Source organism: Achromobacter xylosoxidans, from assembly GCF_014490035.1.
Taxonomy (GTDB): Bacteria; Pseudomonadota; Gammaproteobacteria; order Burkholderiales; family Burkholderiaceae_B; genus Achromobacter; species Achromobacter bronchisepticus_A.
This window is the reverse complement of sequence record NZ_CP061008.1, coordinates 483,967-508,660: the sequence shown is the minus strand read 5'-3', so window position 1 is coordinate 508,660 and position 24,694 is coordinate 483,967. Positions and strand designations below refer to the sequence as shown.

General features: G+C 67.8%; 27 protein-coding genes and 1 riboswitch. Of the genes, 18 read left to right on the top strand and 9 right to left on the bottom strand.

Annotated features, from left to right (window positions below; translation table 11 throughout):
- Positions 1-11 precede the first annotated feature (11 nt).
- The 6 genes from phoB (at position 12) to serA (ending at position 6,082) form a co-directional block, all read left to right on the top strand.
- Entirely contained in the window at positions 12-710 is a 699-nt protein-coding gene (phoB, locus tag IAG39_RS02425) for a phosphate regulon transcriptional regulator PhoB (RefSeq protein ID WP_006227196.1), read from the top strand.
- 12 nt (positions 711-722) lie between these two features.
- The gene (gene phoR, locus IAG39_RS02420) at positions 723-2,030 is read left to right on the top strand and encodes a phosphate regulon sensor histidine kinase PhoR (RefSeq protein ID WP_118933466.1); all 1,308 of its coding nucleotides are present in this window, start codon (positions 723-725) and stop codon (positions 2,028-2,030) included.
- 65 nt (positions 2,031-2,095) lie between these two features.
- On the top strand, positions 2,096-2,785 hold the full coding sequence (locus IAG39_RS02415) for a heavy metal response regulator transcription factor (protein ID WP_054454998.1): 690 nt from the start codon (positions 2,096-2,098) through the stop codon (positions 2,783-2,785).
- Positions 2,782-4,182 carry a heavy metal sensor histidine kinase gene (locus IAG39_RS02410; RefSeq protein WP_118933465.1) on the top strand — a complete coding sequence of 467 codons (1,401 nt, stop codon included), beginning with the start codon at positions 2,782-2,784 and terminating at the stop codon, positions 4,180-4,182. Before IAG39_RS02415 ends, IAG39_RS02410 begins: the two co-directional genes overlap by 4 nt.
- Before the next feature lie 75 nt (positions 4,183-4,257).
- Positions 4,258-4,716, top strand: coding sequence for a DUF411 domain-containing protein (locus IAG39_RS02405; protein ID WP_059377471.1), 459 nt, complete (start codon positions 4,258-4,260; stop codon positions 4,714-4,716).
- A gap of 166 nt (positions 4,717-4,882) precedes the next feature.
- Positions 4,883-6,082, top strand: coding sequence for a phosphoglycerate dehydrogenase (serA, locus tag IAG39_RS02400; protein WP_118933464.1), 1,200 nt, complete (start codon positions 4,883-4,885; stop codon positions 6,080-6,082).
- Between the two features lie 50 nt (positions 6,083-6,132).
- Here serA and IAG39_RS02395 read toward each other — a convergent pair whose 3' ends face one another.
- The gene (locus tag IAG39_RS02395; RefSeq protein WP_059377665.1) at positions 6,133-6,999 is read right to left on the bottom strand and encodes a LysR family transcriptional regulator; all 867 of its coding nucleotides are present in this window, start codon (positions 6,997-6,999) and stop codon (positions 6,133-6,135) included.
- 150 nt (positions 7,000-7,149) lie between these two features.
- On the opposite strand from IAG39_RS02395, the gene IAG39_RS02390 reads away from it, so the two are divergent.
- From IAG39_RS02390 to IAG39_RS02375, 4 genes are read left to right on the top strand one after another with little or no spacing between them, the layout of a single operon-like run.
- Positions 7,150-7,581 (top strand): VOC family protein, encoded by a 432-nt coding sequence (locus tag IAG39_RS02390; RefSeq protein WP_054455008.1) that lies wholly within the window; start codon positions 7,150-7,152, stop codon positions 7,579-7,581.
- A 24-nt stretch (positions 7,582-7,605) separates the two neighbouring features.
- Positions 7,606-8,337, top strand: a complete 732-nt coding sequence (gene pxpB / locus IAG39_RS02385; RefSeq protein ID WP_118933463.1) for a 5-oxoprolinase subunit PxpB — start codon at positions 7,606-7,608, stop codon at positions 8,335-8,337.
- Entirely contained in the window at positions 8,334-9,329 is a 996-nt protein-coding gene (locus IAG39_RS02380; RefSeq protein WP_118933462.1) for a biotin-dependent carboxyltransferase family protein, read from the top strand. Before pxpB ends, IAG39_RS02380 begins: the two co-directional genes overlap by 4 nt.
- A 13-nt stretch (positions 9,330-9,342) precedes the next feature.
- Positions 9,343-10,110 (top strand): LamB/YcsF family protein, encoded by a 768-nt coding sequence (locus IAG39_RS02375; protein WP_059377463.1) that lies wholly within the window; start codon positions 9,343-9,345, stop codon positions 10,108-10,110.
- Positions 10,111-10,135: 25 nt separating this feature from the next.
- Here IAG39_RS02375 and IAG39_RS02370 read toward each other — a convergent pair whose 3' ends face one another.
- The gene (locus tag IAG39_RS02370) at positions 10,136-10,837 is read right to left on the bottom strand and encodes a GntR family transcriptional regulator (protein ID WP_059377461.1); all 702 of its coding nucleotides are present in this window, start codon (positions 10,835-10,837) and stop codon (positions 10,136-10,138) included.
- Between the two features lie 111 nt (positions 10,838-10,948).
- Positions 10,949-11,587, bottom strand: coding sequence for a trimeric intracellular cation channel family protein (locus IAG39_RS02365; protein ID WP_059377459.1), 639 nt, complete (start codon positions 11,585-11,587; stop codon positions 10,949-10,951).
- A gap of 223 nt (positions 11,588-11,810) precedes the next feature.
- On the opposite strand from IAG39_RS02365, the gene IAG39_RS02360 reads away from it, so the two are divergent.
- A complete protein-coding gene (locus tag IAG39_RS02360) occupies positions 11,811-12,680 on the top strand; it encodes a universal stress protein (RefSeq protein ID WP_059377457.1) in 870 nt (289 codons plus the stop codon).
- Between the two features lie 79 nt (positions 12,681-12,759).
- Here the strand turns inward: IAG39_RS02360 and IAG39_RS02355 are convergent, their stop codons facing one another.
- From IAG39_RS02355 to IAG39_RS02340, 4 genes are all read right to left on the bottom strand, one after another.
- A complete protein-coding gene (locus tag IAG39_RS02355; RefSeq protein ID WP_059377456.1) occupies positions 12,760-14,010 on the bottom strand; it encodes a muropeptide transporter in 1,251 nt (416 codons plus the stop codon).
- Positions 14,011-14,112: 102 nt separating this feature from the next.
- Positions 14,113-14,727, bottom strand: a complete 615-nt coding sequence (metW, locus tag IAG39_RS02350) for a methionine biosynthesis protein MetW (protein ID WP_054455023.1) — start codon at positions 14,725-14,727, stop codon at positions 14,113-14,115.
- Positions 14,724-15,983 (bottom strand): homoserine O-succinyltransferase MetX, encoded by a 1,260-nt coding sequence (locus IAG39_RS02345; RefSeq protein WP_181953334.1) that lies wholly within the window; start codon positions 15,981-15,983, stop codon positions 14,724-14,726. Before IAG39_RS02345 ends, metW begins: the two co-directional genes overlap by 4 nt.
- Positions 15,973-16,054: riboswitch (SAM riboswitch) on the bottom strand. It overlaps the preceding gene by 11 nt.
- Before the next feature lie 87 nt (positions 16,055-16,141).
- On the bottom strand, positions 16,142-16,897 hold the full coding sequence (locus tag IAG39_RS02340; protein WP_118933461.1) for a GntR family transcriptional regulator: 756 nt from the start codon (positions 16,895-16,897) through the stop codon (positions 16,142-16,144).
- A gap of 186 nt (positions 16,898-17,083) precedes the next feature.
- Here IAG39_RS02340 and IAG39_RS02335 point away from each other — a divergent pair, with 186 nt between their 5' ends.
- From IAG39_RS02335 to IAG39_RS02315, 5 genes are all read left to right on the top strand, one after another.
- Complete coding sequence (locus IAG39_RS02335) at positions 17,084-17,365, top strand: UxaA family hydrolase (RefSeq protein ID WP_042795507.1); 282 nt, start codon at positions 17,084-17,086, stop codon at positions 17,363-17,365.
- Positions 17,366-17,392: 27 nt separating this feature from the next.
- Positions 17,393-18,568: a UxaA family hydrolase gene (locus tag IAG39_RS02330; RefSeq protein WP_059377451.1), complete on the top strand. Its 1,176-nt coding sequence runs from the start codon at positions 17,393-17,395 to the stop codon at positions 18,566-18,568.
- Positions 18,569-18,747: 179 nt separating this feature from the next.
- The gene (locus tag IAG39_RS02325) at positions 18,748-19,758 is read left to right on the top strand and encodes a Bug family tripartite tricarboxylate transporter substrate binding protein (protein ID WP_059377449.1); all 1,011 of its coding nucleotides are present in this window, start codon (positions 18,748-18,750) and stop codon (positions 19,756-19,758) included.
- A gap of 20 nt (positions 19,759-19,778) precedes the next feature.
- Positions 19,779-20,714 carry a hydroxyacid dehydrogenase gene (locus IAG39_RS02320; protein ID WP_118933460.1) on the top strand — a complete coding sequence of 312 codons (936 nt, stop codon included), beginning with the start codon at positions 19,779-19,781 and terminating at the stop codon, positions 20,712-20,714.
- Between the two features lie 38 nt (positions 20,715-20,752).
- Positions 20,753-21,760 carry an Ldh family oxidoreductase gene (locus IAG39_RS02315; protein WP_118933459.1) on the top strand — a complete coding sequence of 336 codons (1,008 nt, stop codon included), beginning with the start codon at positions 20,753-20,755 and terminating at the stop codon, positions 21,758-21,760.
- 93 nt (positions 21,761-21,853) lie between these two features.
- On the opposite strand, the gene IAG39_RS02310 is transcribed toward IAG39_RS02315, so the two are convergent.
- Positions 21,854-22,750: an AEC family transporter gene (locus tag IAG39_RS02310; protein WP_059377444.1), complete on the bottom strand. Its 897-nt coding sequence runs from the start codon at positions 22,748-22,750 to the stop codon at positions 21,854-21,856.
- A gap of 212 nt (positions 22,751-22,962) precedes the next feature.
- Here IAG39_RS02310 and IAG39_RS02305 point away from each other — a divergent pair, with 212 nt between their 5' ends.
- Complete coding sequence (locus IAG39_RS02305) at positions 22,963-23,202, top strand: helix-turn-helix domain-containing protein (RefSeq protein ID WP_118933458.1); 240 nt, start codon at positions 22,963-22,965, stop codon at positions 23,200-23,202.
- Here IAG39_RS02305 and IAG39_RS02300 read toward each other — a convergent pair.
- Positions 23,192-23,731, bottom strand: coding sequence for a hypothetical protein (locus tag IAG39_RS02300; protein WP_118933457.1), 540 nt, complete (start codon positions 23,729-23,731; stop codon positions 23,192-23,194). The genes IAG39_RS02305 and IAG39_RS02300 overlap by 11 nt on opposite strands.
- Positions 23,732-23,791: 60 nt before the next feature.
- Between IAG39_RS02300 and IAG39_RS02295 the strand changes: the two genes are divergently transcribed.
- Positions 23,792-24,685 carry an alpha/beta hydrolase gene (locus IAG39_RS02295; RefSeq protein ID WP_187524003.1) on the top strand — a complete coding sequence of 298 codons (894 nt, stop codon included), beginning with the start codon at positions 23,792-23,794 and terminating at the stop codon, positions 24,683-24,685.
- Positions 24,686-24,694 lie beyond the last annotated feature (9 nt).

Genomic DNA, 24,694 nt, shown 5'->3' with positions numbered 1-24,694 from the left:
CCCAATCCGCCATGTCCAGCACCATCCTCGTCGTCGAAGACGAACCCGCCATCCAGGAACTGATCGCCGTCAACCTGTCCTTCGCCGGACACAAGGTGCTGCGCGCCTTCGACGCCGACCAGGCCCAGACCCTGATCCGCGCCGAGCTTCCCGACCTGATCCTGCTGGACTGGATGCTGCCCGGCACCTCCGGCCTGGCCATGGCGCGCAAGCTGCGCAACGACGAGCGCACCCGCGCCGTCCCGGTCATCATGCTGACCGCCAAGGGTTCCGAACAAGACAAGGTGGACGGCCTGGAAGCCGGCGCCGACGACTACATTACCAAGCCCTTCTCGCCCAAGGAGCTGATGGCGCGCATCAAGGCCGTGCTGCGCCGCCGCGCGCCCCAGCTGACCGACGACGTGATCGACGTGGGCGGCCTGAAGCTGGATCCGGTGACGCATCGCCTGTCGGGCAACAGCCAGTCGCTGCAGATCGGCCCCACCGAATTCCGCCTGCTGCATTTCTTCATGACGCACCCCGAACGCGTGTTCTCGCGCTCGCAGCTGCTGGATCAGGTCTGGGGCGACCACGTCTTCGTCGAAGAACGCACGGTCGACGTGCACATCCGCCGCCTGCGCAAGGCGCTGGAACCCAGCGGCCACGACGCGCACGTGGAAACGGTCCGCGGCAGCGGCTACCGGTTTACTGCCCAGCTCCCGACGCGGTAAAACTCCCGCACGATGATCTGGCTGCGCACTCTTTTCCTGGTCGCCCTGTGGGCGGTTGCCGCATTGCTGGCCCAATGGCTCATAGGAGACCCGGCGGGTTGGATACTTTTCTCCTTCGCGCTGGCCGCCATGCTGCTCTGGCGCAGCTGGCGCCTGCACCTGGTGTCCCACTGGGCCAACCATCCCGATACCTCGCCGCCCGCTTCGGTCGGCCCCTGGGACGATATCCTCGCCCCCTTGTACCGCTACACCCGCGCCCGGGCCCGCGAACTGAACGAAACCCAGAACACCATGCAGGGCATGCTGGCCGCGGCGCAAGCGCTGCCGGACGGCGCGGTGACCCTGAACGAGGATTTCCAGATCGACTGGTGCAACCGCATGGCGCGCCAGCACCTGGGCCTGCGCCTGCCGGCCGACCGCGGCCATAACCTGTTGAACCTGCTGCGCGCGCCGGAATTCGTCGAATACGCGCACCGCCCGTCCTGGCCCGAACCCATCCTGGTGCGGCTGGGCCAGCAAGGCCAGGAACGGCTGATGATGATGCAGTTGACGGCCTACGCCAGCAACCAGCGCCTGCTGATCACGCGCGACGTCACCCAGATCGAACGCCTGGAAACCACGCGCCGCGACTTCGTCGCCAACGTCTCGCACGAGCTGCGCACGCCGCTGACGGTGCTGGCGGGCTTTCTGGAAACGCTGCGCGACATGCCCGCCGACGCCCTGCCCGCCGAACAACGCGAGCAGTACATCGACATGATGCATGAACAGGCCCAGCGCATGCAGGCCATCGTCGAAGACCTGCTGACCCTGTCCACGCTGGAATCCTCGCCGGGCAGCGACCCGCGCGCGGTCAACATGGGCGCGCTGCTGCAGAAGGCGCGCCAGCAGATCGAGGCCCTGTCGGGCGGCCGCCACGTGCTGGAATGGCATATCGACGAATCGCTGGACGTGCTGGGCGCCGAAACCGAGCTGACCTCGGCCCTGTCCAACCTGCTGACCAACGCGGTGCGCTACACGCCCGACGGCGGCACCATCACCGTGCGCTGGGCGCGCGAGGAAGACGGCGGCGCGCGCTATAGCGTGCAGGACACCGGCATCGGCATCCCCGCGCGCCACCTGCCCCGCCTGACCGAGCGCTTTTACCGCGTGGACCGCGGCCGCTCGCGCGCGGTGGGCGGCACCGGCCTGGGGCTGGCAATCACCAAGCACATCGCCATGCGCCATGACGCCGAACTGCTGATCACCAGCGAACCCGGCAAGGGCAGCGTGTTCGCCCTGCGCTTTCCGCCCGACCGCATCGCCATCGACAGCCCGGCCTGAGCCTGCGCAAGGCGGCTTCCGCCATGCGCGGGCCCAGGCGCCGCGCGAATGGTAAATTTCCTGCCATGCGCATCCTGGTCATCGAAGACGAACCCAAACTGGCCGACTACCTCAAGAAGGGATTGTCGGAGCAAAGCCACGTCGTGGACCTGGCGCGCGACGGCGTGGACGGCCTGCATCTGGCGCTGGAAGGCGTCTACGACCTGATCGTGCTGGACGTGATGCTGCCGGGCGTGGATGGCTTCGGCGTGCTGGCCGCTGTGCGCGAACAGAAGGACACGCCCATTCTGATGCTGACCGCGCGCGACGCCGTCGAGGACCGCGTGCGCGGACTGGAAGGCGGCGCCGACGACTACCTGGTCAAGCCTTTCGCCTTTTCTGAACTGCTGGCGCGGGTGCAAGCGCTGCTGCGCCGCGGACGTTCGCAAGAACCCACCCTGCTGCGCCTGGCCGACCTGGAACTGGATCTGGCCCGCCGCCGCGCCCAGCGCGGCGGCCGCCGCCTGGACCTGACCGCCAAGGAATTCAATCTGCTGGCCCTGCTGCTGCGCCGCCAGGGCCAGGTACTGTCGCGCACCACCCTGGCCGAACAGGTCTGGGACATGAATTTCGACAGCGACACCAACGTCATCGACGTGGCGGTGCGGCGGCTGCGCAGCAAGCTGGACGACCCCTACGACACCAAGTTGCTGCATACCGTGCGCGGCATGGGCTACGTGCTGGAATCGCGCCCCGCGGATAGCCGCCCCGCATGAAGCCGCTGCGCATGCGTTCCATGCAGGCGCGGCTGACGCTGCTGCTGGGCGCCATCGCCTTGCTGGTGTCCAGCCTGGCGGGGGCCACGCTGTTCTGGGCTCTCAAGCGCGAAGTGGAACGCCAGGAGATCACCGAAGTCAGCGGCAAGCTGGAATTGATCGATCACCTGATCGACATGCAGAACAACGCCCGCGGCCTGAAGGACCTGGCCGCCACCTTCGACGACATGCGCGCGGGCGAGGGCCAGCTGGGCATCTGGATCGTCGATGCGCACGGCCATTCCGTGTACGGCGGCCCCGCTCCCGAAACGCTGGCGACCGGCGACGGCAGGCAGGTCGTGCTGCAGACCGCCGACGGCGGCCGCATGCGCGGCCTGCGGGTCGCCATGAATGACCGCATCCTGCCCGGCGCGCAACTGACCGTGGCGGTCAGCACGCGCACCAGCTCGCAGTTCCTGTACGCCTACGGCACCGCGCTGGTGCTGATCTGCGCGCTGTGGGTGGGCGCGACCGTGGTGTTGGCGGCCTGGGCGGTCAGGCGCAGCATGGCGCCGGCGCGCAGGCTGTCCGAACAGGCCGCCAGCATCCAGCCCGACAACCTGGCGCGGCGCCTGCCGCTGGAGGACACGGACCGCGAACTGCATGACCTGGTCCGCTCCTTCAACCGCACGCTGGAGCGCCTGCAGGCCGCGTACCAGCAAATGGAAGGCTTCAACGCCGACGTGGCGCACGAGCTGCGCACGCCGCTGGCCACGCTGATCAACGGCACGCAGGTCATGCTGTCGTCGCCGCGCGACGCGGCGGAACTGCGCGACGCGCTGGAATCCAATCTCGAAGAACTGGAAGACCTGAAGACCCTGGTCAACGACATGCTGTTCCTGGCGCGCGCCGACCGCGGCGAACGGGCCGCGGACCTGGCGCCGGTGTCGCTGGCCGCCGAAGCGCGGCGCGTGGCTGAATACTACGAAGCCACGCTGGAAGAAAGCGGCGTGCATCTGCGCTGCCTGGGCGACGCCACCGTGGCCGCCAACGCCGGATTGGTGCGGCGCGCGCTGGCCAACCTGATTTCCAACGCCATCAAGGCCACGCCTCGGGGCGGTGAAATCGTGCTGACCTGCTCGGTTTCACCCACGGGCGCGCGGGTGGAAGTACGCAACCCCGGCCCCCCCATCCCGTCGGCCGACCTGCCCCGCATCTTCGACCGATTCTTCCGCTCCAGCCAGGCGCGCGCGCCGCGCAGCGAGGGCCATGGCCTGGGCCTGGCCATCGTGCGCGCCATCGCGCGCATGCATGGCGGCGAGGTCGATGCGGCCTCGGGCGCGCACGGCACCGTGGTCGGCATCACACTGCGCGCGCCGGACGGCCACACGTCTCCGGCCAACATTACAGAATCGTAATGTGCGGGACAGAATGGGGTCACTCCCGTTCTTCTACAGTACGCTTGCAACCACATCGTCCCGCAACGGAGCATCATGAACCTTACCCGCCTCACGCGCCGCCTGGCCCTTGCCGCAGCCCTGTGCGCGCCCGTATTCGCCACCGCCCAGACGCCCGTCAAGGTCGAGGTCTGGAAGACCCCGACCTGCGGCTGCTGTGAAGACTGGGTCAAGCACATGCGCGACAACGGCTTCGCCGTCACCACCCATGACGTCCAGGACACCGGCCCCATCCGCCGCAACGCCGGCATGGCCAACTACGGTTCGTGCCACACCGCCGCCGTCGAAGGCTATGCGATCGAAGGCCACGTGCCGGCCAGCGACGTGCGCCGCCTGCTGCTCGAAAAGCCTGACGCCGCCGGCCTGGCCGCGCCCGGCATGCCGCTGGGCTCCCCCGGCATGGACGGCCCCGAATACGGCGGCCGCAAGACGCCGCACGACGTGGTGCTGGTCGACAAGCAGGGCGGCGCCAAGGTCTTCCAGGCCTATCGTTAACGCGAATCTTCAGGTTCTGTTCGGGCATCGCTCTTTGTGGCGATGCCCGAATCATTTGCGCGCCTGAAACAATTCATCCATGCCGCCTCAATGGCTACTCCTTGCACTGCAGCAAAAATGGGCCACAATCAATAAAACGGATTCCTCACCCACCCCTCAGGCTGTCATGGCACAAATCGTCCTGTTCGAGAACATCCACCCGAGCGCCCGCGCTGTTTTTGAAGCCGCCGGCTACTCCGACATCGTCACGCATGCCGCCGCCTTGCCGGCGTCGCAACTGAGCGACGCCCTGCGCGGCGCTCAGGTGGCGGGGATCCGTTCTCGCACGCACCTGGATGCCGCCCTGCTGTCCGGCAACCCCGACCTGCGCGTCGTGGGCTGCTTCTGCATCGGCACCAACCAGGTCGACCTGGACGCCGCCATGCAACGCGGCATTCCGGTGTTCAACGCGCCGTTCTCGAACACCCGCTCGGTGGCCGAGCTGGTGCTGGGCGAAGCCATCCTGCTGCTGCGCCGCATTCCCGAAAAGAACGCCCGCGTGCACCTGGGCCACTGGGACAAGAGCGCCGCCGGCGCGTTCGAGACCCGCGGCAAGACGCTGGGCATCGTGGGCTACGGCAACATCGGCTCGCAGATCAGCACGCTGGCCGAAGGCCTGGGCATGCGCGTCGTCTATCACGACGTCGAAGCCAAGCTGCCGCTGGGCAACGCCCGGCCCGCCGCCACGCTCAACGAGCTGCTGGAGCAGGCCGACGTGGTAACCCTGCACGTGCCGGGCGGCAAGACCACCGAAAAGATCATGAACGCGGACACCATCGGCCGCATGCGCCGTGGGGCCATCCTGATCAACGCCTCGCGCGGCACCGTGGTGGATATCGACGCGCTGCACGCGGCGCTGAAATCCGGCCATCTGGCCGGCGCCGCGCTGGACGTGTTCCCGACCGAACCCAAGGGCGCGGACGAACCGCTGGCCAGCCCGCTGATCGGCCTGCCCAACGTGATCCTGACGCCGCACATCGGCGGCAGCACGCAGGAATCGCAAGAGAACATCGGCCGCGAAGTGGCCGAGAAGCTGGTGCGCTTCCTGCAGGCCGGCACCACCAAGGGCGCGGTCAACTTCCCCGAACTGCCCTATCTGGAACCCGCCGGCGGCACCCGCATCCTGCACGTGCACCGCAACGCCCCGGGCGCGCTGGGCACGCTGGACAACCTGATGGCGCAACACGGTTTGAACATCGTCAGCCAAACCCTGCAGACCCGCGGCCAGATCGGTTACGTGATCACCGACGTGGAAGGCGAAGTCAACGACGTCGTGATGTCCACGCTGCGCAGCCACCCCATCACGGTCCGCTGCGACCGGCTGTAAACCACCGCCGCCATGGCGGGCGGCGCGTCATGCGCCGCCCGCCAAACGGCTCAAGGCTCCGCCGCGGCGGCCGCCAGGCATTCCGCCATCTTCTCCTGCACGCTGCCGGCATCGAACGGCAGCCGGCCTATCAGGCCGATCTCGCGGTGGAACGCCGCCTCCCCCAGCGGCAACAGCCGCAAGCCCGTCATGTCCAGCCGCCGCAGCTGCGGCAACAGCGCCACGCCCAGCCCCAACCGCACCATGTTGGCGATGGCGTCGATCTCGTCCAGCTCGACAGCCTCGCGCACCGGGATGCGCTGCTTCTTCAGGAACAGGTCCACCACGCGCCCGCCGAATGACGCACGGTCGTAGCGGATGAAGGGCTGGCTTGCCAGCAGTTCGCGCCAGGGCGCGACCGGCATGGACGCGGGCATGGCCAGCATCACCGGTTCGCGCAGCAACGGCTGCCAGCCGAGTTCTGGCGGCAAAGCGAAGGGCGGCTTGATCAGTATCGCCATGTCCACCTCGCCCGCATCCACCTGTCCCAAGAGCGACAGCGAGACACCGGGCACGATGCGCACCCGCACGTCCGGATAGACCGCGCGGAATCCGCCCAGCGCGCGCGCCAGCAGGTCCTGCTGCACGGACGCGATGGCGCCGATGCGCAACAGGCCGCTGACATGGCCCGCCCCGCCAGCGGTAATCATGCGCTCCGCCATGGCGACCAGCTCTTCCGCCTGCGGCAGCACTTCGCGGCCATGCGCGTTCAGCACCGCGGCGCGCGCGCTGCGGTCGAACAGCGGTCCGCCCAGGTAGTCCTCCAGGCGCTTGATCTGGGCGCTGACCGCGGACTGGGTCAGGCCCAGCCGGGTGCCGGCGCCGGTAAAGGTGCCGTCCCGCGCCACGGCGATGAAGGTCTTGAACTCTTTGATCACGATCAATTATTTCGATGCTAACTAGCAAAAAATATCGTTTTTCAATCAAAAAAACAATACCTAAACTACCCATCGATGCTAGGCCGTCCCAGCTTGCGATGGCCCGCAATCTGATTGATCATTTTTTCTTTGCCTGACCCGGAGCCTTCCATGACCGCTCAAACCAACCTGCCGCCGTTCCACCTCGCCTTCCCGGTCCGCGACCTGGCCGAAGCCCGCGCCTTCTATGGCGAAAAACTGGGCTGTCCGGAGGGCCGCAGCTCGCCCGAATGGATCGACTTCAACTTCTACGGCCACCAGATCGTCGCCCACCTGGCGCCCGGCGAATGCGGCCACAAGGCCACCAGCGCCGTCGATTCCCACAATGTGCCCGTGCGCCATTTCGGCGCCGTGCTTTCCATGGAACAATGGGAAGCGATGGCGAAGCGTCTGACCGACGCCGGCACCGAATTCGTCATCGAGCCCTACATCCGCTTCAAGGGTGAAGTCGGCGAACAAGCCACCATGTTCTTCCTGGATCCGTCGGGCAACGCGCTGGAATTCAAGGCGTTCAAGAACCTGGATTCGCTGTTCGCCAAGTAATCCGTCTCTACAGGTTTCGTGTCGTTGAACGCAAATTCAGAACCTCCTTCTCCGGCCGAAACCTCCTGGCGCATCCTGCCGCAGGGTGACCGCTGCCTGATCGTTTCCTTTGGCGACCAGATCGACGCCGACGTAGGCAGGACCTGTCTGGCCGCGGCCGGCAAGCTGCGCGACGCGCGGCTTCCCGGCGTGACCGACGTGGTGCCCTCCTTCGTCGCGGTGGCGGTGCATTACCGCCCCGGCGCCAGCGGCGGCCCCACTTATCCGCAACTGGCTGAGCGCATCGGACAGCTGTTGTCCGAAGGCATCGCCGCGGACACCCTGGGGGGACGCGAGATCGACATCCCGGTCTGCTACGGCGGCGCACACGGCCCCGACCTCGACGAAGTGGCCGAGGCCGCCGGCCTCACCCCCGAAGGCGTCATCCAGCTGCACAGCCAGCCGCGCAGCATGGTCTTCATGCTGGGCTTCGCGCCCGGCCACGCCTATCTGGGCGTGCACGACGAAAAACTGAATATCCCGCGCCGCGCCTCGCCACGCACCTCGGTGCCGCCCGGCGCCGTGGCGGTGGCCAACCGGCAGACCGTGATCTACCCGAACCGCCTGCCCGGCGGCTGGAACATCATCGGCGCCACGCCGCTCACCATGTTCGACCCGGCCCGCGAACCCGCCGCCCTGCTGCAGCCCGGCGACTCGGTCCGCTTCGTGCCCATCAGCCCCGAGGAATTCGACCGCATCCGGGGAGCCCGGCCATGAGCGTGACCGTGATCAAGCCCGGCATGCTGTCCAGCTTCCAGGACCGCGGCCGCGAGGGCTACCAGCACCAGGGCATCCCGGCCGCCGGCGCCATGGACGAGCGCGCGCACCGGCTGGCCAATGCCCTGGCTGGCAACCAGGACGAACACGCCACGCTGGAAATGACCCTGACGGGTCCGACCCTGCGCTTTGACGCGGCCGCCTGTTTCGCGCTAGCCGGCGCCGACCTCGGCGCCACGCTCAACGGCCAGGACATCCCGGTCCACCGCCCGCTGGTGGCGCGGGCCGGCGACACGCTGGCCTTCGGCGCCCGGCCGGCCGTGGGCGTGCGCGGCTATCTCGCGGTGCACGGCGGCTTCGCGCTGCCGCGCGTCATGGGCAGCGAAAGCACCTACCTGCGCAGCGGCTTCGGCGGCTTCCAGGGGCGCGCGCTGGCCAAGGGCGACCAGGTGCCGCTGCATGCGCCGCTGGCCGCCGGCCGCGACCTGGATGCCTTGCAGGAAGCGCTGTGGAACCAGCGCGTCTACCTGCCCGCAGCGCTGGGCGCCAAGCGCCGCGAGTTCATCCGCTTCCTGCCGGGCCTGCACTGGGAGGAATTCTCCCAGGCCACCCGCCAGGCCTTCGGCGGCGGCGCCGAATTCCGCATCAGCCCGCAGTCCGACCGCATGGGCTACCGCCTGCTGGGCCCCGCACTGACCATGAGCCAGCCGCGCCAGATGCTGTCGGAAGCCGCCTGTTTCGGCACCGTGCAGGTGCCTTCGGGCGGCGAGGCCATCATCCTCATGGCCGACCGCCAGACCACTGGCGGCTACCCCAAGATCGCGCAGATCGCCACGGTGGACCTGCCCGTCCTGGCGCAGTGCGCGCCGGGACAGACACTGCGCTTCCAGCAGATCGAACTGGAAGAGGCGCAGCGCCTGGACGGCGAGCGCGAGCGCGCCTTCACGCAATTGCAGGACGCGCTGGCGCCGTTGCGCGCGCTCCTGGCCTAGAAAGGAATTTGCCATGACCACCCGCATCGACATGAACTGCGACATGGGCGAAAGCTATGGCGCCTGGACCATGGGCAACGACGCAGCGGTGCTGCAGTTCGTCAGCTCCGCCAACATCGCCTGCGGCTTCCATGGCGGCGACCCGGCCACCATGCGCAAAACCGTGGCGGCGGCGCTGGCGCGCGGCGTGGCGCTGGGCGCGCACCCCAGCCTGCAGGATCTGGCCGGGTTCGGACGCCGCATCATCCAGATCAGCCCCGATGAAGCCTACGACATCGTGGTCTACCAGATCGGCGCCTTGGCCGGCGTGGCCGCCTCGCAAGGCGCGCGGCTGCACCACGTCAAGGCGCACGGCGCGCTCTACAACATGGCCGCCAAGGACGAAGGGCTGGCTCGCGCCATCTGCCAGGCCGTCAAGGACGTGGATGCCTCGCTGATCCTGTACGGACTGGCCGGCAGCAAGCTGATCGACGCGGCCCGGGCCATCGGCCTGGCCGCCGCCAACGAAGTCTTTGCCGACCGCTCCTACCAGGACGACGGTTCGCTTACCCCGCGCAGCCGCGCCGGCGCGATGATCGAAGACCTGGATCAAGCGGTGGCGCAGGTGGTGCGCATGGTGCGCGAAGGCAAGGTGCGTTCGGTCGACGGCAAGGACGTGGCGGTGCAGGCCGATACGCTGTGCATCCATGGCGACCAGCCGAACGCGCTGATCTTCGCCGACGGCATCCGCAAGGCGCTGGAACAGGCCGGCATAGAAGTCCGCACCCCGCCGAGGGGATAGGCGCGGCCGGCTAGGCGCGGCCGGCTCAGGCGCGAGCGTAGCGCGGCTGCGGTTCTTCCGCGTCCTGCAGCGCGGCCTGGCGATATGCCTGCGCCACGCTGGGCAGCACGTCCGCCAGATAACTGCGCGTCAGATTGGCGGCACGCTCGACGTCGCGGCCGGCCAATGCTTCGATGACGCCGTTGGTGCAGGTCTGGATGCCGGTGAACGGCAGCGCCTGCCTGGCCAACAGGTAGCGCAGCGGTTCGATCTGTTCGTAAAGCTTGCTGAGCATGCCGGCAAGCGGGGTATTGCCCGTGCTGCGGGCCGCAGCCAGATAGAACGCGCAGGCCGAGGCAATGGCGGCGCGCCCATCGCCCGAGGCCAATGCCGCCCCGACGGCGGCGTCATGGAAACGCAGTTCGGCCAACAGCGGCGCCAGATCGGCCGCATCCGCCGCCTGGCGGATGCAATAGGCCTCGAGTTCGGCGCGCAGTTGGTACAGATGGCGGATCTGGGCCTCGGTGTACAGGGTGACCCTGAAGCCCTTGCGCTGGATATGGGTGACCAGACCGCTCAACTCCAGCAGGCGCAGCGCTTCGCGGATCGGGCTGCGGCTGGTGCCGAAACGCTGCTCCAGCTCCTGTTCGCGCAGCGGCTGGCCCGGACGGATGGTGCCGTCCACGATCAATTCACGAATCTGTTCCTGCAGGAAATACGGAATCGTGGCGGGCGCTTTGACGTCCAATCGGCTCCCCTTGTACTGCGCAATGCATGGTATGAGACCTAGTGAAGATACTAGAAATTTCTTGAAACATAAATAAGAAAATTGTTGCAGAGCGCCATGCCGCCCTGCCCCTCAGTCCCAATCGTCCCGGTACACGAACTTCGGCATCTGCCAATTGAAGCGCAGAGCCAGCAGGCGCACCGCCAGGCCCGCCGCCAGCGCGATCGGCACCGCGGCATTGGCGGACAAGCCCAGGGCTTGCGAACCCAGATACAGTCCGCCGGTCACGAAGGACACGCTGGCATAGAGTTCCTTGCGGAACAGCAGCGGCACCTCGTTGCACAGCACGTCGCGCAGCACCCCGCCGGCGCAGCCGGTGATCATGCCGCTGATCAGCACCACCGTGATCGGCAGCTGCATCAGCTGCGCCACCTGGCAGCCGATAACCGTGAAGGCCACCAGGCCCAGCGCGTCCGCCAGCAGGAACAGGCTGCGCAGGCGCCGCATGACGGGCGCGATCAGGGCCGTAAAGATCGCCGCGCCCGCCGTCATCCACAGGTATTCGGGATGGACAACCCAGGTCAGCGGGTAATGCCCCAGCAGCACATCGCGCAGCGAACCGCCGCCCAGCGCCGTCACGCAGGCGATGATGCAGACGCCCATCCAGTCCATGTCGCGCCTGCCGGCCGAGAGCGCCGCGGTCATCGCTTCCGCCACGATGGCGACGAGATACAGCGTGTGCAGCAAGACGGGAGACAGATCCGGGAACATGGGCAGACAGGGAGTGGAACTGGCCCCATTGTATTAAGCCGGCGGCGCGGCGGGCGGCCATTGCCTGCGCGCCCGCCATCCCTTACGCTCGACTTTGCGTTGATATCTATCAAGTCCCCCTCCGCGCAGCCGCGGGACAATGGGGATAAGGCCCGCGAGGGCGGAACGGCTGGAGCGCACGCACGCGGGAGTCGGCAGTCCAGCCACAACCGGGAGAGAACGTATGACACAGCAAACTGGCCCCATCCTATTGGCGACCGACCTGAGCGCGCGTGGCGACCGCGCCCTGGACCGCGCGCTGCAGCTGGCCAAGGAACTCAACACCAAGCTCATCGTCCTGCACGTCATGGAATCCCATGCCACGCCGGCCCGCCTCACCACGCCCGTGTGGCGGCGCCTGTCGACGGACCACAAGGCGCTGGCCGAGCGCGAGCTGGCCGAGGACCTGGCTGCCGCCGACGTGCCGACCGAAGTGGTGGTGGTCAGCGGCGATCCGCTGGTCCGCATCATGGAAACCGCCGACAGCTACGGCTGCTCGCTGATCGTCACCGGCACCGCGCGCGATGAAACCCTGGGCCGCCTGCTGCTGGGCACCACGGTTGAAAAGCTGGCCCGCCAGGCGCGCCAGCCCGTGCTGGTGGTCAAGACCCGTCCGCGCCGGCCCTACCGCGACGTGCTGGTCGCCACCGACTTCTCCGCCGGCTCGCGCCAGGCGCTGCGCGCCGCGCTGCAACTGGTGCCGAACGCGGACCTGACCTTGTTCCACTCCTACGACGTCCCCTTCCAGGGCAAGAACACGCCGGATGACGCCATCACGCGCAGCTTCTACAAGGGGGCCGAGCAAAGCGCCCGGGACTTCATCGCCGAAACGCCCGAACTCGCCCAGGTTGCCGCCCCCAAGGTGGTGCTGGAATGCGGCCAGCCGGAAACCGTGCTGTCGGAATACTCGTTCAACCACCGGTCCGACCTGGTCGTGACCGGCACCCATGGCCGCACCGGCATTCTGCGCACCGCCATCGGCAGCGTGGCCGAACGGCTGCTGGAATCCCTGCCCAGCGACGTGCTGATCGTCAGGTTGCTCGGCGACGAATAAGTCCGTCCGGCCATGAAAAAACGGCGCCTCGGCGCCGTTTTTTTTGTATGGCCCCGGCGCCACGCGCCGGCTTCCGAGCCTAGGCCTGCTCGCCCTGCTTCTCCATGGTTTCTATCGTGCCGCGCAGCAAGTGCAGCAGCACCAGCCCCGGCAGCGCGATCACAACCGTCAGCAGGAAAAAGCCTGGCCAGCCCATCGCCTCGACCAAAGGAGGCGTGAGCGGGCCCGCCAGATACGTGCGGCCCACCGCCGACAGCGCCGACAGCAGCGCAAACTGGGTCGCCGAAAACTGCTGGCGGCACAGCGCCATCAACAGGCCGACGAAGGACGCCGTGCCCAGGCCGCCGCAGAGGTTCTCGATGCCCACGCCCGCGGCCATCAGCCAGAGGCTCTTGGGGCTGACGGCGATCAGCCAGTAAGCCAGGTTCGATACCGCCTGCAGCAGCCCGAACGCCATCAGCGACCGGTACAGGCCCCAGCGCGACATGAGCGATCCGCCCGCCAGCGCGCCGATGATGGTGGCGGCCAGTCCCAGCACCTTGTTCACCGTGCCCACTTCCGTCGGCGTGAAGCCCGCGCCGCGGATCAGGAAGGTGGTGGACAAGGCCCCCGCGAACGCGTCGCCCAGCTTGTACAGCACGATCAGCAGCAGCACCGCCAGCGCCCCGCGCCGCGTGAAGAACTCGCGCAAAGGCTCGCCCACGGCCTCGCGCAGCGTGCGCGGCGGGCGGGCGACGTGCTCGGGCTCGGGGGCCCAGATGGTCGCCAACGCACACAGCAGCATCAGCCCGCCCATCAGCACATAGGTATTGCCCCAGCCTATCCACTGGTCCGCCAGGATCAGCGCCAGCCCGCCCGACACGATCATCGCCAGGCGGTAGCCCATGACCTTGATGGCCGCGCCCGCGCCGCGCTCATCCTTGCGCAGCACGTCCGTGCAATAGGCGTCGAAAGCGATGTCCTGCGTGGCCGACAGAAACGCCACCAGCACGGCCAGCAGGGCCAGCGTCTGCAAGGCGGAAGAAGGCGACAAGGCGCCCATCGCCATGATGGCCACGGCCAGCAGCAACTGCGTCAGCAGCATCCAGCCGCGCCGGCGCCCCAACAAGGGCGGCGCATAGCGGTCCACCAAGGGAGCCCACAGGAACTTGAGGGTATAGGCGCTGCCCACCAGGGTCAGGAACCCGATCTGCTGCAGCGGCACGTTTTCCACCGTGGCCCAGGCTTGCAAGGTGCCGCTGGTCAGCGCCAAAGGCAATCCGCTGGCAAATCCAAGGACCAGCAAGGGGGCCACGCGGGGGCTGGTGTAGACGTTGGATGCAGCGGTAATAACGGTCTCCTGATACGCGCCAGCGCGCCGGCCAGGCGCCGCAGACTTGCGGCATTCTAGGCCTTGGCGACCCTGCGTACAAATAGGAAACGTACCAAAACGTCAGGGCGACGCGAAGCGGTACACCGCCAGGGTGCTGCGCCAGCTGGGCAGCAGCTTGACCTCGCGACCTTCGTTGAAGGTGGCGCGTTCAAGGATGGAGAGGCGCAGTTCGCCGGCCAGCTGCTCGAAGTCGCGCAGCGTGCACAGGTGGATGTTCGGCGTGTTGTACCACTGGTAGGGCATCTGCCCCGTCACCGGCATGCGGCCGCGCAGGATGGCCCAACCGTGCGGCCAGTAACCGAAGTTGGGAAACGACACCACGCCGTAGCGCGCCACCCGCGCCATTTCGCGCAGGATGTGCTCGGTCCGGTGCATGGATTGCAGCGTTTGCGACAGCACCACGGTGTCGAACTGCTTGTCGTCGAACAGCGCCAGCCCGTCTTCCAGGTTCTGCTGGATCACTTCCACGCCGCGGCGCACGCATGCGATGACGCAGTTGTCGTCCAGTTCCACGCCCGCGCCGCGCACCTGCCGGTGGTCGCGCAGATGCGCCAGTAGCGCGCCGTCGCCGCAGCCCAGGTCCAGGACGCGGCTGCCGGGCTCGATCCAGCTGGCGATGCGCGCCAGGTCGGGCCGCAGGACGCTGTGCGCGGGTCGGGGAGTCACGGGAGTCATGCGGAACGTCCTTCGGTCTGGGCGGCAACGCCGAGCCCGAGCTCGCGCGCGATGCGTTCGTAATAGCCGCGAACCACGGCATGGTAGCGGGCGTCTTCCAGCAGGAAGGCGTCGTGGCCATGCGGCGCGTCGATCTCGGCGTAGGTCACGGGGCTGGCGTTCTTCAGCAGCGCGCGCACGATTTCGCGCGACCGCTCCGGCGGGAAACGCCAATCGGTCGAGAACGATACCAGCAGGAAATCGGCCTTGGCCGGGGCCAGCGCGCGCGCCAGGTCGCCGCCGGTGGTGCGCGCGGGATCGAAATAGTCCAGCGCGCGCGTGATCAGCAGATAGGTGTTGGCGTCGAAATAGCGGGTGAATTTCTCGCCCTGGTAGCGCAGGTACGACTCCACCTCGAACTCGACGTCGTAGCCATAGTGGTAGGCGCCGTTCTCGGCCGGTGCGCGCTGGGCGCGGCCGAACTTCTCGGCCATGTCGTCGTCGGACAGGTAGGTGATGTGGCCAAGCATGCGCGCCACCGACAAGCCGCGGCGCGGCACGGTATCCTGCGCGTAATAGTCGCCGCCGTGGAAATCCGGATCGGTGATGATGGCGCGGCGCGCCACCTCGTTAAAGCCGATGTTCTGCGCCGACAGGCGCGGCGTGCTGGCGATCACCACGCAATTGGCCACGCGGTCCGGCAGCGTGATGGCCCAGCTCAGCGCCTGCATGCCGCCCAGCGATCCGCCCATCACGGCGGCGAAACGTTCGATGCCGAAGTGGTCCGCGACCCTGGCCTGCGCCCTTACCCAGTCCTCCACGGTCAGCACCGGAAAAGCGGCGCCCCAGGGCTTGCCGGTTTCCGGATTGATGCTGGCCGGGCCGGTCGAGCCGAAGCAGGAGCCCAGGTTGTTGACGCCGATGACGAAGAAGACGTTGGTGTCCACCGCTTTGCCGGGGCCCACCATGTTGTCCCACCAGCCCACGTCGCTGGGATTGTCGGCCGCCTGCCCCGCCACGTGGTGCGAAGCGTTCAGCGCGTGGCAGATCAGGACTGCGTTGCTGCGCTGGGCGTTGAGCGTGCCGTATGTCTCGACCGCCAGTTCGTAGGCAGCCAGCGACTGGCCGCTCTGCAAGGACAGGGGCTCATCGAAACGGATGAAGGTGGGGGCAACGAGACCGACCGAACCGGGATCAGCGGAAGCGGAAGTCGTGACGGTTGCGGGTACGAACCCGCTGGCCGAATCACCGGCCAAATTTTGGGCAGGAGTGGTCATACGGACCTCTTTAGCTGGATTTATTGGAAGGCGCCCGCAAGCGGATCAGGCAAATCGGCGCCGAAAAATTTTGTACTGCGGCAGGAATTCTAGCACTGCTGAAGCGCGCCGCAACGGCGGACGGCCTATCCGGGCCGCCTGGCGCGCGCGGCGGCCCCTCAGGTGCCGGCCTCCCAGGGTTCCTGGCCCAGGTACTCATAGCGTTCGGTGTTGACGCGCGAGATGCGCCATTCCACCGCTTGCCGCTTGTAGGAAAACGCCACGCGACGGATCTCCAGCAAGGGGCTGCCTTCGGCCACGCCCAGCGCCCGCGCCTGCATGCGTTCGGCCACGCAGGTGCGCAGCCGCTCGTCGGTGGCGATCACGTTGACGCCGAAGACGTCCTGGTACAGCGCATATAGCGTGCTGGCGCGGTCGCGCAGGTGCGCTTCGGTCATGCCCGGAAAGCACGATTCCGGCAGGCAGATCTCATCCATCATCACCACGTCGCCGTTAAGCGACAACAGGTTGAGGAACTCGAACACCATGGCGCCGGCGGGCAGGTTCAGCTTCTCGCGCGCGATGGCCGAGGCCCGCACGCGGCGAAAACGCAGCAACTCGGTCGCTGGATAGGACTTGTCGCCGTCCTGCCGCACGATACGGAAGAACTTGAAGAAATGGTGGTTGCGCGTGTGCACCGCCACAAAGGTGCCGCGGCCCTGATGCCGCACCAGGATGTTCTCCGCGGCCAGTTCATCGATGGCCTTGCGCAAGGTGCCGATGGATACGCCGAAGCGTTCCGCCAGCAGCTTCTCGGGCGGGATCGCCTCGCCCTGCTTCCATTCCCCCTGCGCCAGCGCGGCCAGCACGGCCTGCTTGACCTGCGCGTACAAGGGACTGCCCAAAGGCACGGTCGAGGACAGGCTGGTGTTCATGGGTGCATCGCAAAAATCAGGAGTCCACAGTGTAGCGGCGGGGACGGAACCTGCTCAAGTCATACAATTCATATATATGATTTAGTTGACATGCATGAAACACGGTCCTAAGATTTCCTGGCCGTAGCGATCCGCGCCCTGCCGCCGCACCTGCCGGGCGCCCCCAAGCCCAAGAGAGGAAGACAAATGATTCACGCCGTATTGCACGATGCCAAGGACACGGTGGCGGTCGCCGTCGTGGAAGGAGTCACCGCCGGAACCGAACTGAACGCCTGGATCATGGATGAAGACAAGATCATCCACGTGCGCGCATCGCAGGACATACCCATCGGCCACAAGGTGGCGATGAAGGACATGGCCGTGGGCGACACCGTCTTCAAGTACGGCGTCGACATCGGCCGCGTGGTGGAGCCCATCAAGGCCGGCCAGCACGCCCATGTGCACAACATCAAGACCAAGCGCTGGTAAGCCCTCCACCCCGCACAGGAATCCGCCATGTCCATCATCACCGCCTCGACCACCTTCCAGGGCTACCGCCGCGACAACGGCCGCGTCGGCGTCCGCAACCACGTCATCGTCCTGCCCGTGGACGATATTTCGAATGCCGCAGCCGAAGCCGTGGCCAACAACATCAAGGGCACGATGGCCCTGCCTCACCCTTATGGCCGACTGCAATTCGGCGAGGACCTTGAGCTGCACTTCCGCACCCTGATCGGCACCGGCTGCAATCCCAACGTTGCCGCGGTGGTGGTGATCGGCATCGAAGAAGGCTGGACCAAGCGCGTGGTGGACGGCATCGCCGCCACCGGCAAGCCGGTCATGGGCTTCAGCATCGAACTGCACGGCGACCACGACACCATCATGCGCGCCTCGCGCTGCGCCAAGGAATTCGTGCACTACGCCACGGCGCTGACGCGCAGCGAGTGCCCCATCGCCGACCTGTGGGTGTCGACCAAATGCGGCGAATCCGACACCACCTCGGGCTGTGGCGCCAACCCCACCGTGGGCAACGCCTTCGACAAGCTGTATGCGCTGGGCTCCACGCTGGTCTTCGGCGAGACCTCGGAGCTGACCGGCGGCGAACACATCGTGGCCGAGCGCTGCGCCAACGATGCGGTGCGCGAACGCTTCATGTTCATGTTCAACCGCTACCAGGCCATGATCGACCGCTGGAAGACCAGCGACCTGTCTGAATCCCAGCCCACCAAGGGCAACATCGCGGGCGGGCTGACCACCATCGAGGAAAAGGCGCTGGGCAACATCCAGAAGATCGGCAAGCAATGCCGCGTGGACGGCGTGATCGACAAGGCCGAGATCCCCGACGGCCCAGGTCTGTGGTTCATGGACTCGTCCTCCGCCGCGGCCGAAATGGTGACCTTGTGCGCAGCCTCGGGTTATGCGGTGCACTTCTTCCCCACCGGCCAGGGCAACGTCATCGGCAACCCGATACTGCCGGTCATCAAGATCTGCGCCAATCCGCGCACGGTGCGCACCATGTCCGAACACATCGACGTGGACACCAGCGGCCTGCTGCAGCGTGACATCGACCTGAACCAGGCCGGCGACAAGCTGCTGGAATGCATGCTGGCCACCGCCAACGGCCGCTGGACCGCGGCCGAAGCGCTGGGCCACCGCGAATTCGTCCTGACCCGCATCTTCGAAAGCGCCTGACCGCGCCTGTCGTCCCCGGCAACGGCGTGTCCGCAAGCAGGATTGCGGACACGCCGTCCTGCCGCCAGCATTTCCCCGCAGCATCGTCTCAGAACCACACCAGCAGACCCGGGCGACATCCGCCGCGGCAGCACAGGCGGTTGCATTCCTACCCGGGCGTCCCCCAAGGAGGAAGACAGATGAACAGCGAACACGATCACCATCCCGACGCCGCGCAACGCCGGCGCCTGCTTGCCGCCCTGGGCGCCGCCGGCCTCTGTGCCGTGGCGCCGTGGCAGCGCGCGTTGGCGCAGAAAGCCTGGCCCGAACGGCCCATCAACTATGTGGTGCCGTTCCCGCCCGGCGGCCTGACCGACGTGGCCGCGCGCCAGGTCGGCAAAGCCCTGAGCGACGCCGAGCGCTGGAACGTGGTGGTGGAAAACAAGCCCGGCGGCAGCGCCAACATCGGCGCGGCGCACGTTTCCCACGCCGCCCCGGACGGCTACACCTGGCTGGCGATCACGCTGTCGCATGCGGCCAACGCCACGCTCTTCGCCGGCAAGGCGGGCTACGACCTGACGCGCGACCTCACGCCGCTGGCGGGCCTGGCATCTTCGCCCATCATGGTGGTGGTCAACGCCAAGAGCGACATCAAGAGCATGGCCGACCTGGCCAAGGCCGCCCGCTCGAAGTCGCTTTCTGCCGGGTCCAGCGGCAACGGCACGCCGCCGCACCTGACCCTGGCGCTGTACCAGAAGCTGACCGGCGTGCCGATGATGCACATCCCCTACAAGGGCGGCGCGCCCTCCCTCACCGACCTGATAGGCGGCCACCTGGACGTGGTGTTCTCCAACTACCCGGAATCGCTCTCGCACGTGAAGAACGGCTCCTTGCGGGCGCTGGCCATCACCACCCGCGAACGCAGCGCGGACCTGCCCGACGTGCCCACCGTGAAGGAGGCCGGCCTGCCCGACCTGATCGTCGAAAACTTCACCGGCGTGCTGGCGCCTGCGGGCACGCCGCCCGAGCTGGTGCAGCGCATCGGCGACGCCATCGTGCGCCAGGTTTCGCAGCCCGCCATGAAGCAGGCGCTGCTGCAGCTGGGCTTCGTGCCGCAGCCGCGCGGCCCCGCGGAGTTCGGCGCCTACCTGAAGTCCGAGGTGGAGCGCTGGGCCAAGATCATCCGCGACGCCAACATCCAGATCGCCTGACCACCGTGGAGTCCCCACCGATGCATATCCTCATTTCCGAGTTCATGGACGCGCCCGCGGTCGACGCGCTGCGCCAGCGCTTCAAGGTGCGGTACGAGCCTGAACTGGTGGAGCAGCGCGAGGCCCTGCTGGCCGCGGCGGCCGAAGCCGACGCGCTCATCGTGCGCAACCGCAGCCAGGTGAACGCCGCCCTGCTGCAGGCGGCCCCGCGGCTGCGGGCCGTCGGCCGCCTGGGCGTGGGGCTGGACAACATCGACCTGGACGCCTGCGCCGCGCGCAACATCGCGGTCATACCGGCCACCGGCGCCAATGCGCGCGCCGTCGCCGAGTACGTCGTGGGCGCCATGCTGATGCTGCTGCGCGGCGCCTATGCGTCGACGGCCGAGGTCGCGGCGGGCGCATGGCCGCGCAACGCGCTTTCGCAGGGGCTGGAAGCGCACGGCCGCATGCTGGCCATCGTGGGCTTCGGCGGCATCGGCCGGTTGACCGCAAGCCTGGCGCAGGCGCTGGGCATGCGCGTGGCGGGCTGCGACGCGGCGCTGCCGCCGGACCATCCCGCCTGGCGGGAAACCGGCGTCGCCCCCATGACGCTGGACGAGCTGCTGGCCCAGGCTGATGCCGTCACGCTGCACCTGCCGCTCACGCCCGGCACGCGGCGGCTGATGGATGCCGGCCGCATCGCGCACATGCGACCGGGCGCCGTGCTGATCAACACCTCGCGCGGCGGCATCGTGGACGAAGCCGCGCTGGCGGATGCGCTGCGCACGGGCCATCTGCGCGGCGCGGCACTCGACGTGTTCGAAGCTGAACCCCTGCCCGCCGGCAGCCCGCTGGCGGGCGCGCCCAACCTGATCCTGACGCCGCATATCGCCGGCCTGACGCAAGAAGCCAACACCCGCGTTTCCGACATGGTGGCCGCCGGGGTGACAATGGCGCTTACGGGCGGCGACCGATGAAGCCACATGGCCCGGCGCAAGCCCATGAAGAGAAGGATATGGCTCACATCTATCTGGACGAATTGCAACATCTGGCAGCGGCAGGCCTGGCCGCCGCGGGCGCCAACCCGGCCATGGCCGACACCACGGCGCGCGCGCTGGTCTTCGCCGAAAGCCAGGGGCTCAGCTCCCATGGCCTGTCGCGCGTGCCTTTCTATGCCGGGCACCTGCGCGCCGGCCGCGCCATCGGTACGGCGGTGCCGCGCATCGTGCATGAGCGCGGCGGCGCCGCGCTGATCGATGCCGGCTCCGGGCTGGCCTTTCCCGCCTGCGCCATGGCGATCGAACAGGCCGGCCTGCGCGCCCGCGAGCATGGCGTGGCCTTCATCGGCGTGGCCAACAGCCACCACTTCGGCGAAGCCGGCTACCACCTCGAAGCCCTGGCCGACCTCGGGCTGGTGGGGCTGGCGCTGAGCAACTCGCCCGCCGCCATGCCCGCCTGGGGCGGCAAGCGCCCGCTCTTCGGCACCAACCCCATCGCCGCCGTCTTTCCACGGCGCGGCGGCGCCCGGCTGGTGATCGACCTGTCGCTGTCGCAGGTCGCGCGCGGCAAGCTCATGATCGCGGCCCGCGACAACCAGCCCATCCCCCTGGGCTGGGCGCTGGACGCCGACGGCCAGCCCACCACCGACCCCAAGGCCGGCCTGGCGGGCAGCATGCTGCCCGCGGGCGGCGTCAAGGGCGCTATGCTGGCGCTGATCGTCGAACTGCTGGCTTGCGCGCTGACCGGCTCGCACTTCGGCTTCGAGACCGAATCGTTCTTCGTCGACGAAGGCGGCCCGGCGCGGCTGGGCCAAGCCTTCATGGCGATCGACCCAGGCGCCCTGGCGGGCAACAACGCCTATCTGGACCGCGTCGAAGTCCTGGTTGATGCCATGCTGGAAGACGAAGGCGTACGCCTGCCGGGCGACCGCCGCCGCAAACTGCGCGACGAAGCGCTCAAGCACGGCGTGGAGATTCCCGATGCGTTGATGACGCAGTTGCGCGCGATGTCGGGCGCGGCGTAACTCAAGCTCAGCGGGCGCCGGGTACGAAGCACGCAAGCGTCTGGACTTGCGGCCATCGCAATTGTCGCGACAGCGTCGCGACAATTGCCGGGTTCAAGCCCCGCGGCTGAACCAAAGTATCACCGGCGCCAGCAGCAGGAACGCCACGGTCGACACCAGCACCGCGCCCGCCGCGGTATCGCCCTGCGTCGTATAGCGCTTGACGTACATGTAGCTCACCACCGCGCAAGGCATGGCCATCTGCAGGCTCAGCGCCCCGGCCAGCACCGGCTCCAGATCCAGCGCCCACACCACCGCCAGCCCCGCTCCCAGGCCCACGGCCAGGCGGATGGCGGCGACCTTGGCGCCGTCGCGCAGACCGTTGGACGGGATCAAGGCCAGCGCGTGGCCCAGGCTCAGCAGCATCAGCGGCACCGTCACCGCGCCCAGCATGCGCGAGGTCTCGATCAGCCATGCGGGCACCGGCACGTGCATGAGGCGCAGGGCCACGGCGACCAGGGAGGCCAGCAAAATCGGACTCTTCCAGCTGCCCTTGGTGTTCACGCCCGGCAACAGGCGCACCGCAATGGTATGCATGACAAAGGAACTGACGGCGAAGAACGCGACCGCCACCGACAGGCCGGCGTCGCCAAAAGCCATCTGCGAAATCGGCAAGCCGAGGTTGCCGGCATTGGGCAGGAACGCGGTGGGCAACAGCGTGCGCACCGGCAGCTTCCATGCCTTGAGCAGCAGCGCGCACACCAAGGCGCACAGCAGCAGCGCCAGCAGCGTCGCCACCGCCACGTCGGCCAGCGCGCGGTCGTCCAGGTGGGTGGTGACGAATGTGTGGAACACCAGGGCGGGCGTGGTCACCGAGGTCACCAGCATGGTGATGAAGGAGCCGCCGAACGGCAGGTCCCGCTTGCCCCAATACACCCCTATGCCTGCGCAGAAGAGCAAAGGCAGCATCAGCACGATCGATGAAAAATAGAACTGCACGACGGCGGACATGCGCTTATTCCGTTAGAGATAAGAGGTTTGATGCGTGAAGGCATCATCGCTTGCCGGACGGCCTGCCGGGGCGGCAGCATGGGGCAACTCGTCAATCGCCAGGCTTTTGCCCCCCCACCGCCATGCCAGCCACCGCCCTTTCCGCCACGTCCCCGCATCTCGCCACAAACGCGGCCAAAAACGCGGCCACGAACCCGGCCGCAAATTCAACCGTGGATGCAGGGCCAAGTCCGGCCCGGCCCATCAAACCCCTGTCGGAACGCCAGGCCAGTTGCCTGCACTGGGCCGCCATGGGCAAGACCAGCTGGGAAACCGCCCGCATCCTGGGCGTCAGTGAAAGCACCGTGAATTTCCATCTGTGCAACGCCTGCGAAAAGCTCGGCGTGCGCGGCCGGCGCGCCGCGGTGGTCGCGGCATTGAGACTGGGCCTGATCGCGCCCGTCACGGCTTGATGACGACGGAACGCAGGAATTCATGCGCCCGCTCGGCCGGCAGGCTTTCCACGGTGCCGGCTGCCACGGCCTCGATCAACATGGTGTCGGTCACCCAGACCCTGGCGCGCAGCCAGCCCGGCTTGCCCATGGCCTTGCCCTGGACTTCGATGTCCTGCCCATAGGCAGGCCATTCGTTGGGCGGCGGCGACTGCATGTTGGCGTAGAGCGAATGCATCAGCGCCATGCCCAGCGCCTGCCTGGCGGCCGGATCCTTCGCGATGTCGGGCGGCAGCGGCGCCGACCCCACCGCAAAGACCGCCTCGCCCACGGTCGCGCTGGTCAGGGTAAAACGCAGGGTATGGGTATCCAGCTTCAGGTCGCGGGTATCGGTCGTGACCCGGTCCGGAAACGCGGCGCGCGCGTGGCCGTCGGCCACGTCGACTTCGCGCCAGTTGTAACTGGGCGAGCAGGCCGTGATCAGCAAGGCCAGCGCGACAATCGCGCCGGCTTTCTTGAACATGAAACGAAACAGCGATGAAATCGTCATTACCCGAGGACCTGGACTGTCTATTCATTTCGAGGAAGCCAGAAATTGTCGCCGATTTCGATGACCCCCGCGCCCGACGGCACGCCACTGGCCAACTATGTGTGGCCAGCCGCGCCCAATGTACCCCCGCCGATCGCCGGCCTGGGCACCCCCAGTATCTACCTGCTGCACGGACTTAGCGAGCATGCCGGGCGCTATGACCGCCTGGCGCGCTGGTTGACCGCGCGCGGCTGGACGGTGGGCGCCCACGACCACCGCGGCCATGGCCGCTCCGGCGGCCGGCCCGCGACCCTGAGCCGCGAAGACGATCTGGTCGTCGATGCGGTCGATCGCCTGCGGGCCTGGACCGCGGCGCACGGACGCCCGCCCATCCTGCTGGGCCACAGCCTGGGCGCCCTGGTCGCGGTGCGGATCGCCCTGCGCCGCCTGACCGAGATCGACGGCCTGGCGCTCAGTTCCCCGCCCTTCGTGGTGCATGTACCGCCGTGGGTGCGGCGCACCTTGACCTGGATGTCGCTGCATGCGCCCGACCTGCGCGTGCCCCATGGCCTGGCGCCCGCCCGCATTTCCCACGACCCGGCCGTGGTCAAGGCCTACCGTAGCGACCCGCTGGTGCGGCGCCAAATGACGGGACGCCTGGCGCGCTTCGTGGACGAAGGCGGCCGCGAGTCCCTGCGAGAAGCCCCGCTGCTGGCCTGCCGCACCCTGCTGATGGTGGCGGGCGACGACTCCATCGTCGCTGCCGAAGGCAGCAGACAGTTCGCCCAGCGCGCCCCCGCCGAACTGCTGACCCTGCGCTGGTACGACACCGCCTGGCACGAGATTTTCAATGAAACCGCCCCCATCGCCGACCCGGTCTACGCCGACCTGGACGAGTGGCTGGCGCGCACCGCCCAGGCATTGTCCCTGTCCCCAGTATTGACTCCCTCGGCACAGGAGGCCGGCACCCCGTAAAATCCGGCG

Bases quoted from the DNA above. Each gene is read 5' to 3' on its own strand.
- IAG39_RS02415 (WP_054454998.1), top strand. From the start codon at position 2,096: ATGCGCATCCTGGTCATCGAAGACGAACCCAAACTGGCCGACTACCTC.
- IAG39_RS02365 (WP_059377459.1), bottom strand. From the start codon at position 11,587: ATGTTCCCGGATCTGTCTCCCGTCTTGCTGCACACGCTGTATCTCGTC.
- IAG39_RS02335 (WP_042795507.1), top strand. From the start codon at position 17,084: ATGATTCACGCCGTATTGCACGATGCCAAGGACACGGTGGCGGTCGCC.
- phoB (WP_006227196.1), top strand. From the start codon at position 12: ATGTCCAGCACCATCCTCGTCGTCGAAGACGAACCCGCCATCCAGGAA.
- IAG39_RS02380 (WP_118933462.1), top strand. From the start codon at position 8,334: ATGAGCGTGACCGTGATCAAGCCCGGCATGCTGTCCAGCTTCCAGGAC.
- serA (WP_118933464.1), top strand. From the start codon at position 4,883: ATGGCACAAATCGTCCTGTTCGAGAACATCCACCCGAGCGCCCGCGCT.
- IAG39_RS02390 (WP_054455008.1), top strand. From the start codon at position 7,150: ATGACCGCTCAAACCAACCTGCCGCCGTTCCACCTCGCCTTCCCGGTC.
- IAG39_RS02375 (WP_059377463.1), top strand. From the start codon at position 9,343: ATGACCACCCGCATCGACATGAACTGCGACATGGGCGAAAGCTATGGC.
- phoR (WP_118933466.1), top strand. From the start codon at position 723: ATGATCTGGCTGCGCACTCTTTTCCTGGTCGCCCTGTGGGCGGTTGCC.
- IAG39_RS02340 (WP_118933461.1), bottom strand. From the start codon at position 16,897: ATGAACACCAGCCTGTCCTCGACCGTGCCTTTGGGCAGTCCCTTGTAC.
- IAG39_RS02330 (WP_059377451.1), top strand. From the start codon at position 17,393: ATGTCCATCATCACCGCCTCGACCACCTTCCAGGGCTACCGCCGCGAC.
- IAG39_RS02315 (WP_118933459.1), top strand. From the start codon at position 20,753: ATGGCTCACATCTATCTGGACGAATTGCAACATCTGGCAGCGGCAGGC.
- metW (WP_054455023.1), bottom strand. From the start codon at position 14,727: ATGACTCCCGTGACTCCCCGACCCGCGCACAGCGTCCTGCGGCCCGAC.
- IAG39_RS02405 (WP_059377471.1), top strand. From the start codon at position 4,258: ATGAACCTTACCCGCCTCACGCGCCGCCTGGCCCTTGCCGCAGCCCTG.
- IAG39_RS02320 (WP_118933460.1), top strand. From the start codon at position 19,779: ATGCATATCCTCATTTCCGAGTTCATGGACGCGCCCGCGGTCGACGCG.
- IAG39_RS02310 (WP_059377444.1), bottom strand. From the start codon at position 22,750: ATGTCCGCCGTCGTGCAGTTCTATTTTTCATCGATCGTGCTGATGCTG.
- IAG39_RS02325 (WP_059377449.1), top strand. From the start codon at position 18,748: ATGAACAGCGAACACGATCACCATCCCGACGCCGCGCAACGCCGGCGC.
- IAG39_RS02410 (WP_118933465.1), top strand. From the start codon at position 2,782: ATGAAGCCGCTGCGCATGCGTTCCATGCAGGCGCGGCTGACGCTGCTG.
- IAG39_RS02300 (WP_118933457.1), bottom strand. From the start codon at position 23,731: ATGACGATTTCATCGCTGTTTCGTTTCATGTTCAAGAAAGCCGGCGCG.
- IAG39_RS02295 (WP_187524003.1), top strand. From the start codon at position 23,792: ATGACCCCCGCGCCCGACGGCACGCCACTGGCCAACTATGTGTGGCCA.
- IAG39_RS02345 (WP_181953334.1), bottom strand. From the start codon at position 15,983: ATGACCACTCCTGCCCAAAATTTGGCCGGTGATTCGGCCAGCGGGTTC.
- IAG39_RS02360 (WP_059377457.1), top strand. From the start codon at position 11,811: ATGACACAGCAAACTGGCCCCATCCTATTGGCGACCGACCTGAGCGCG.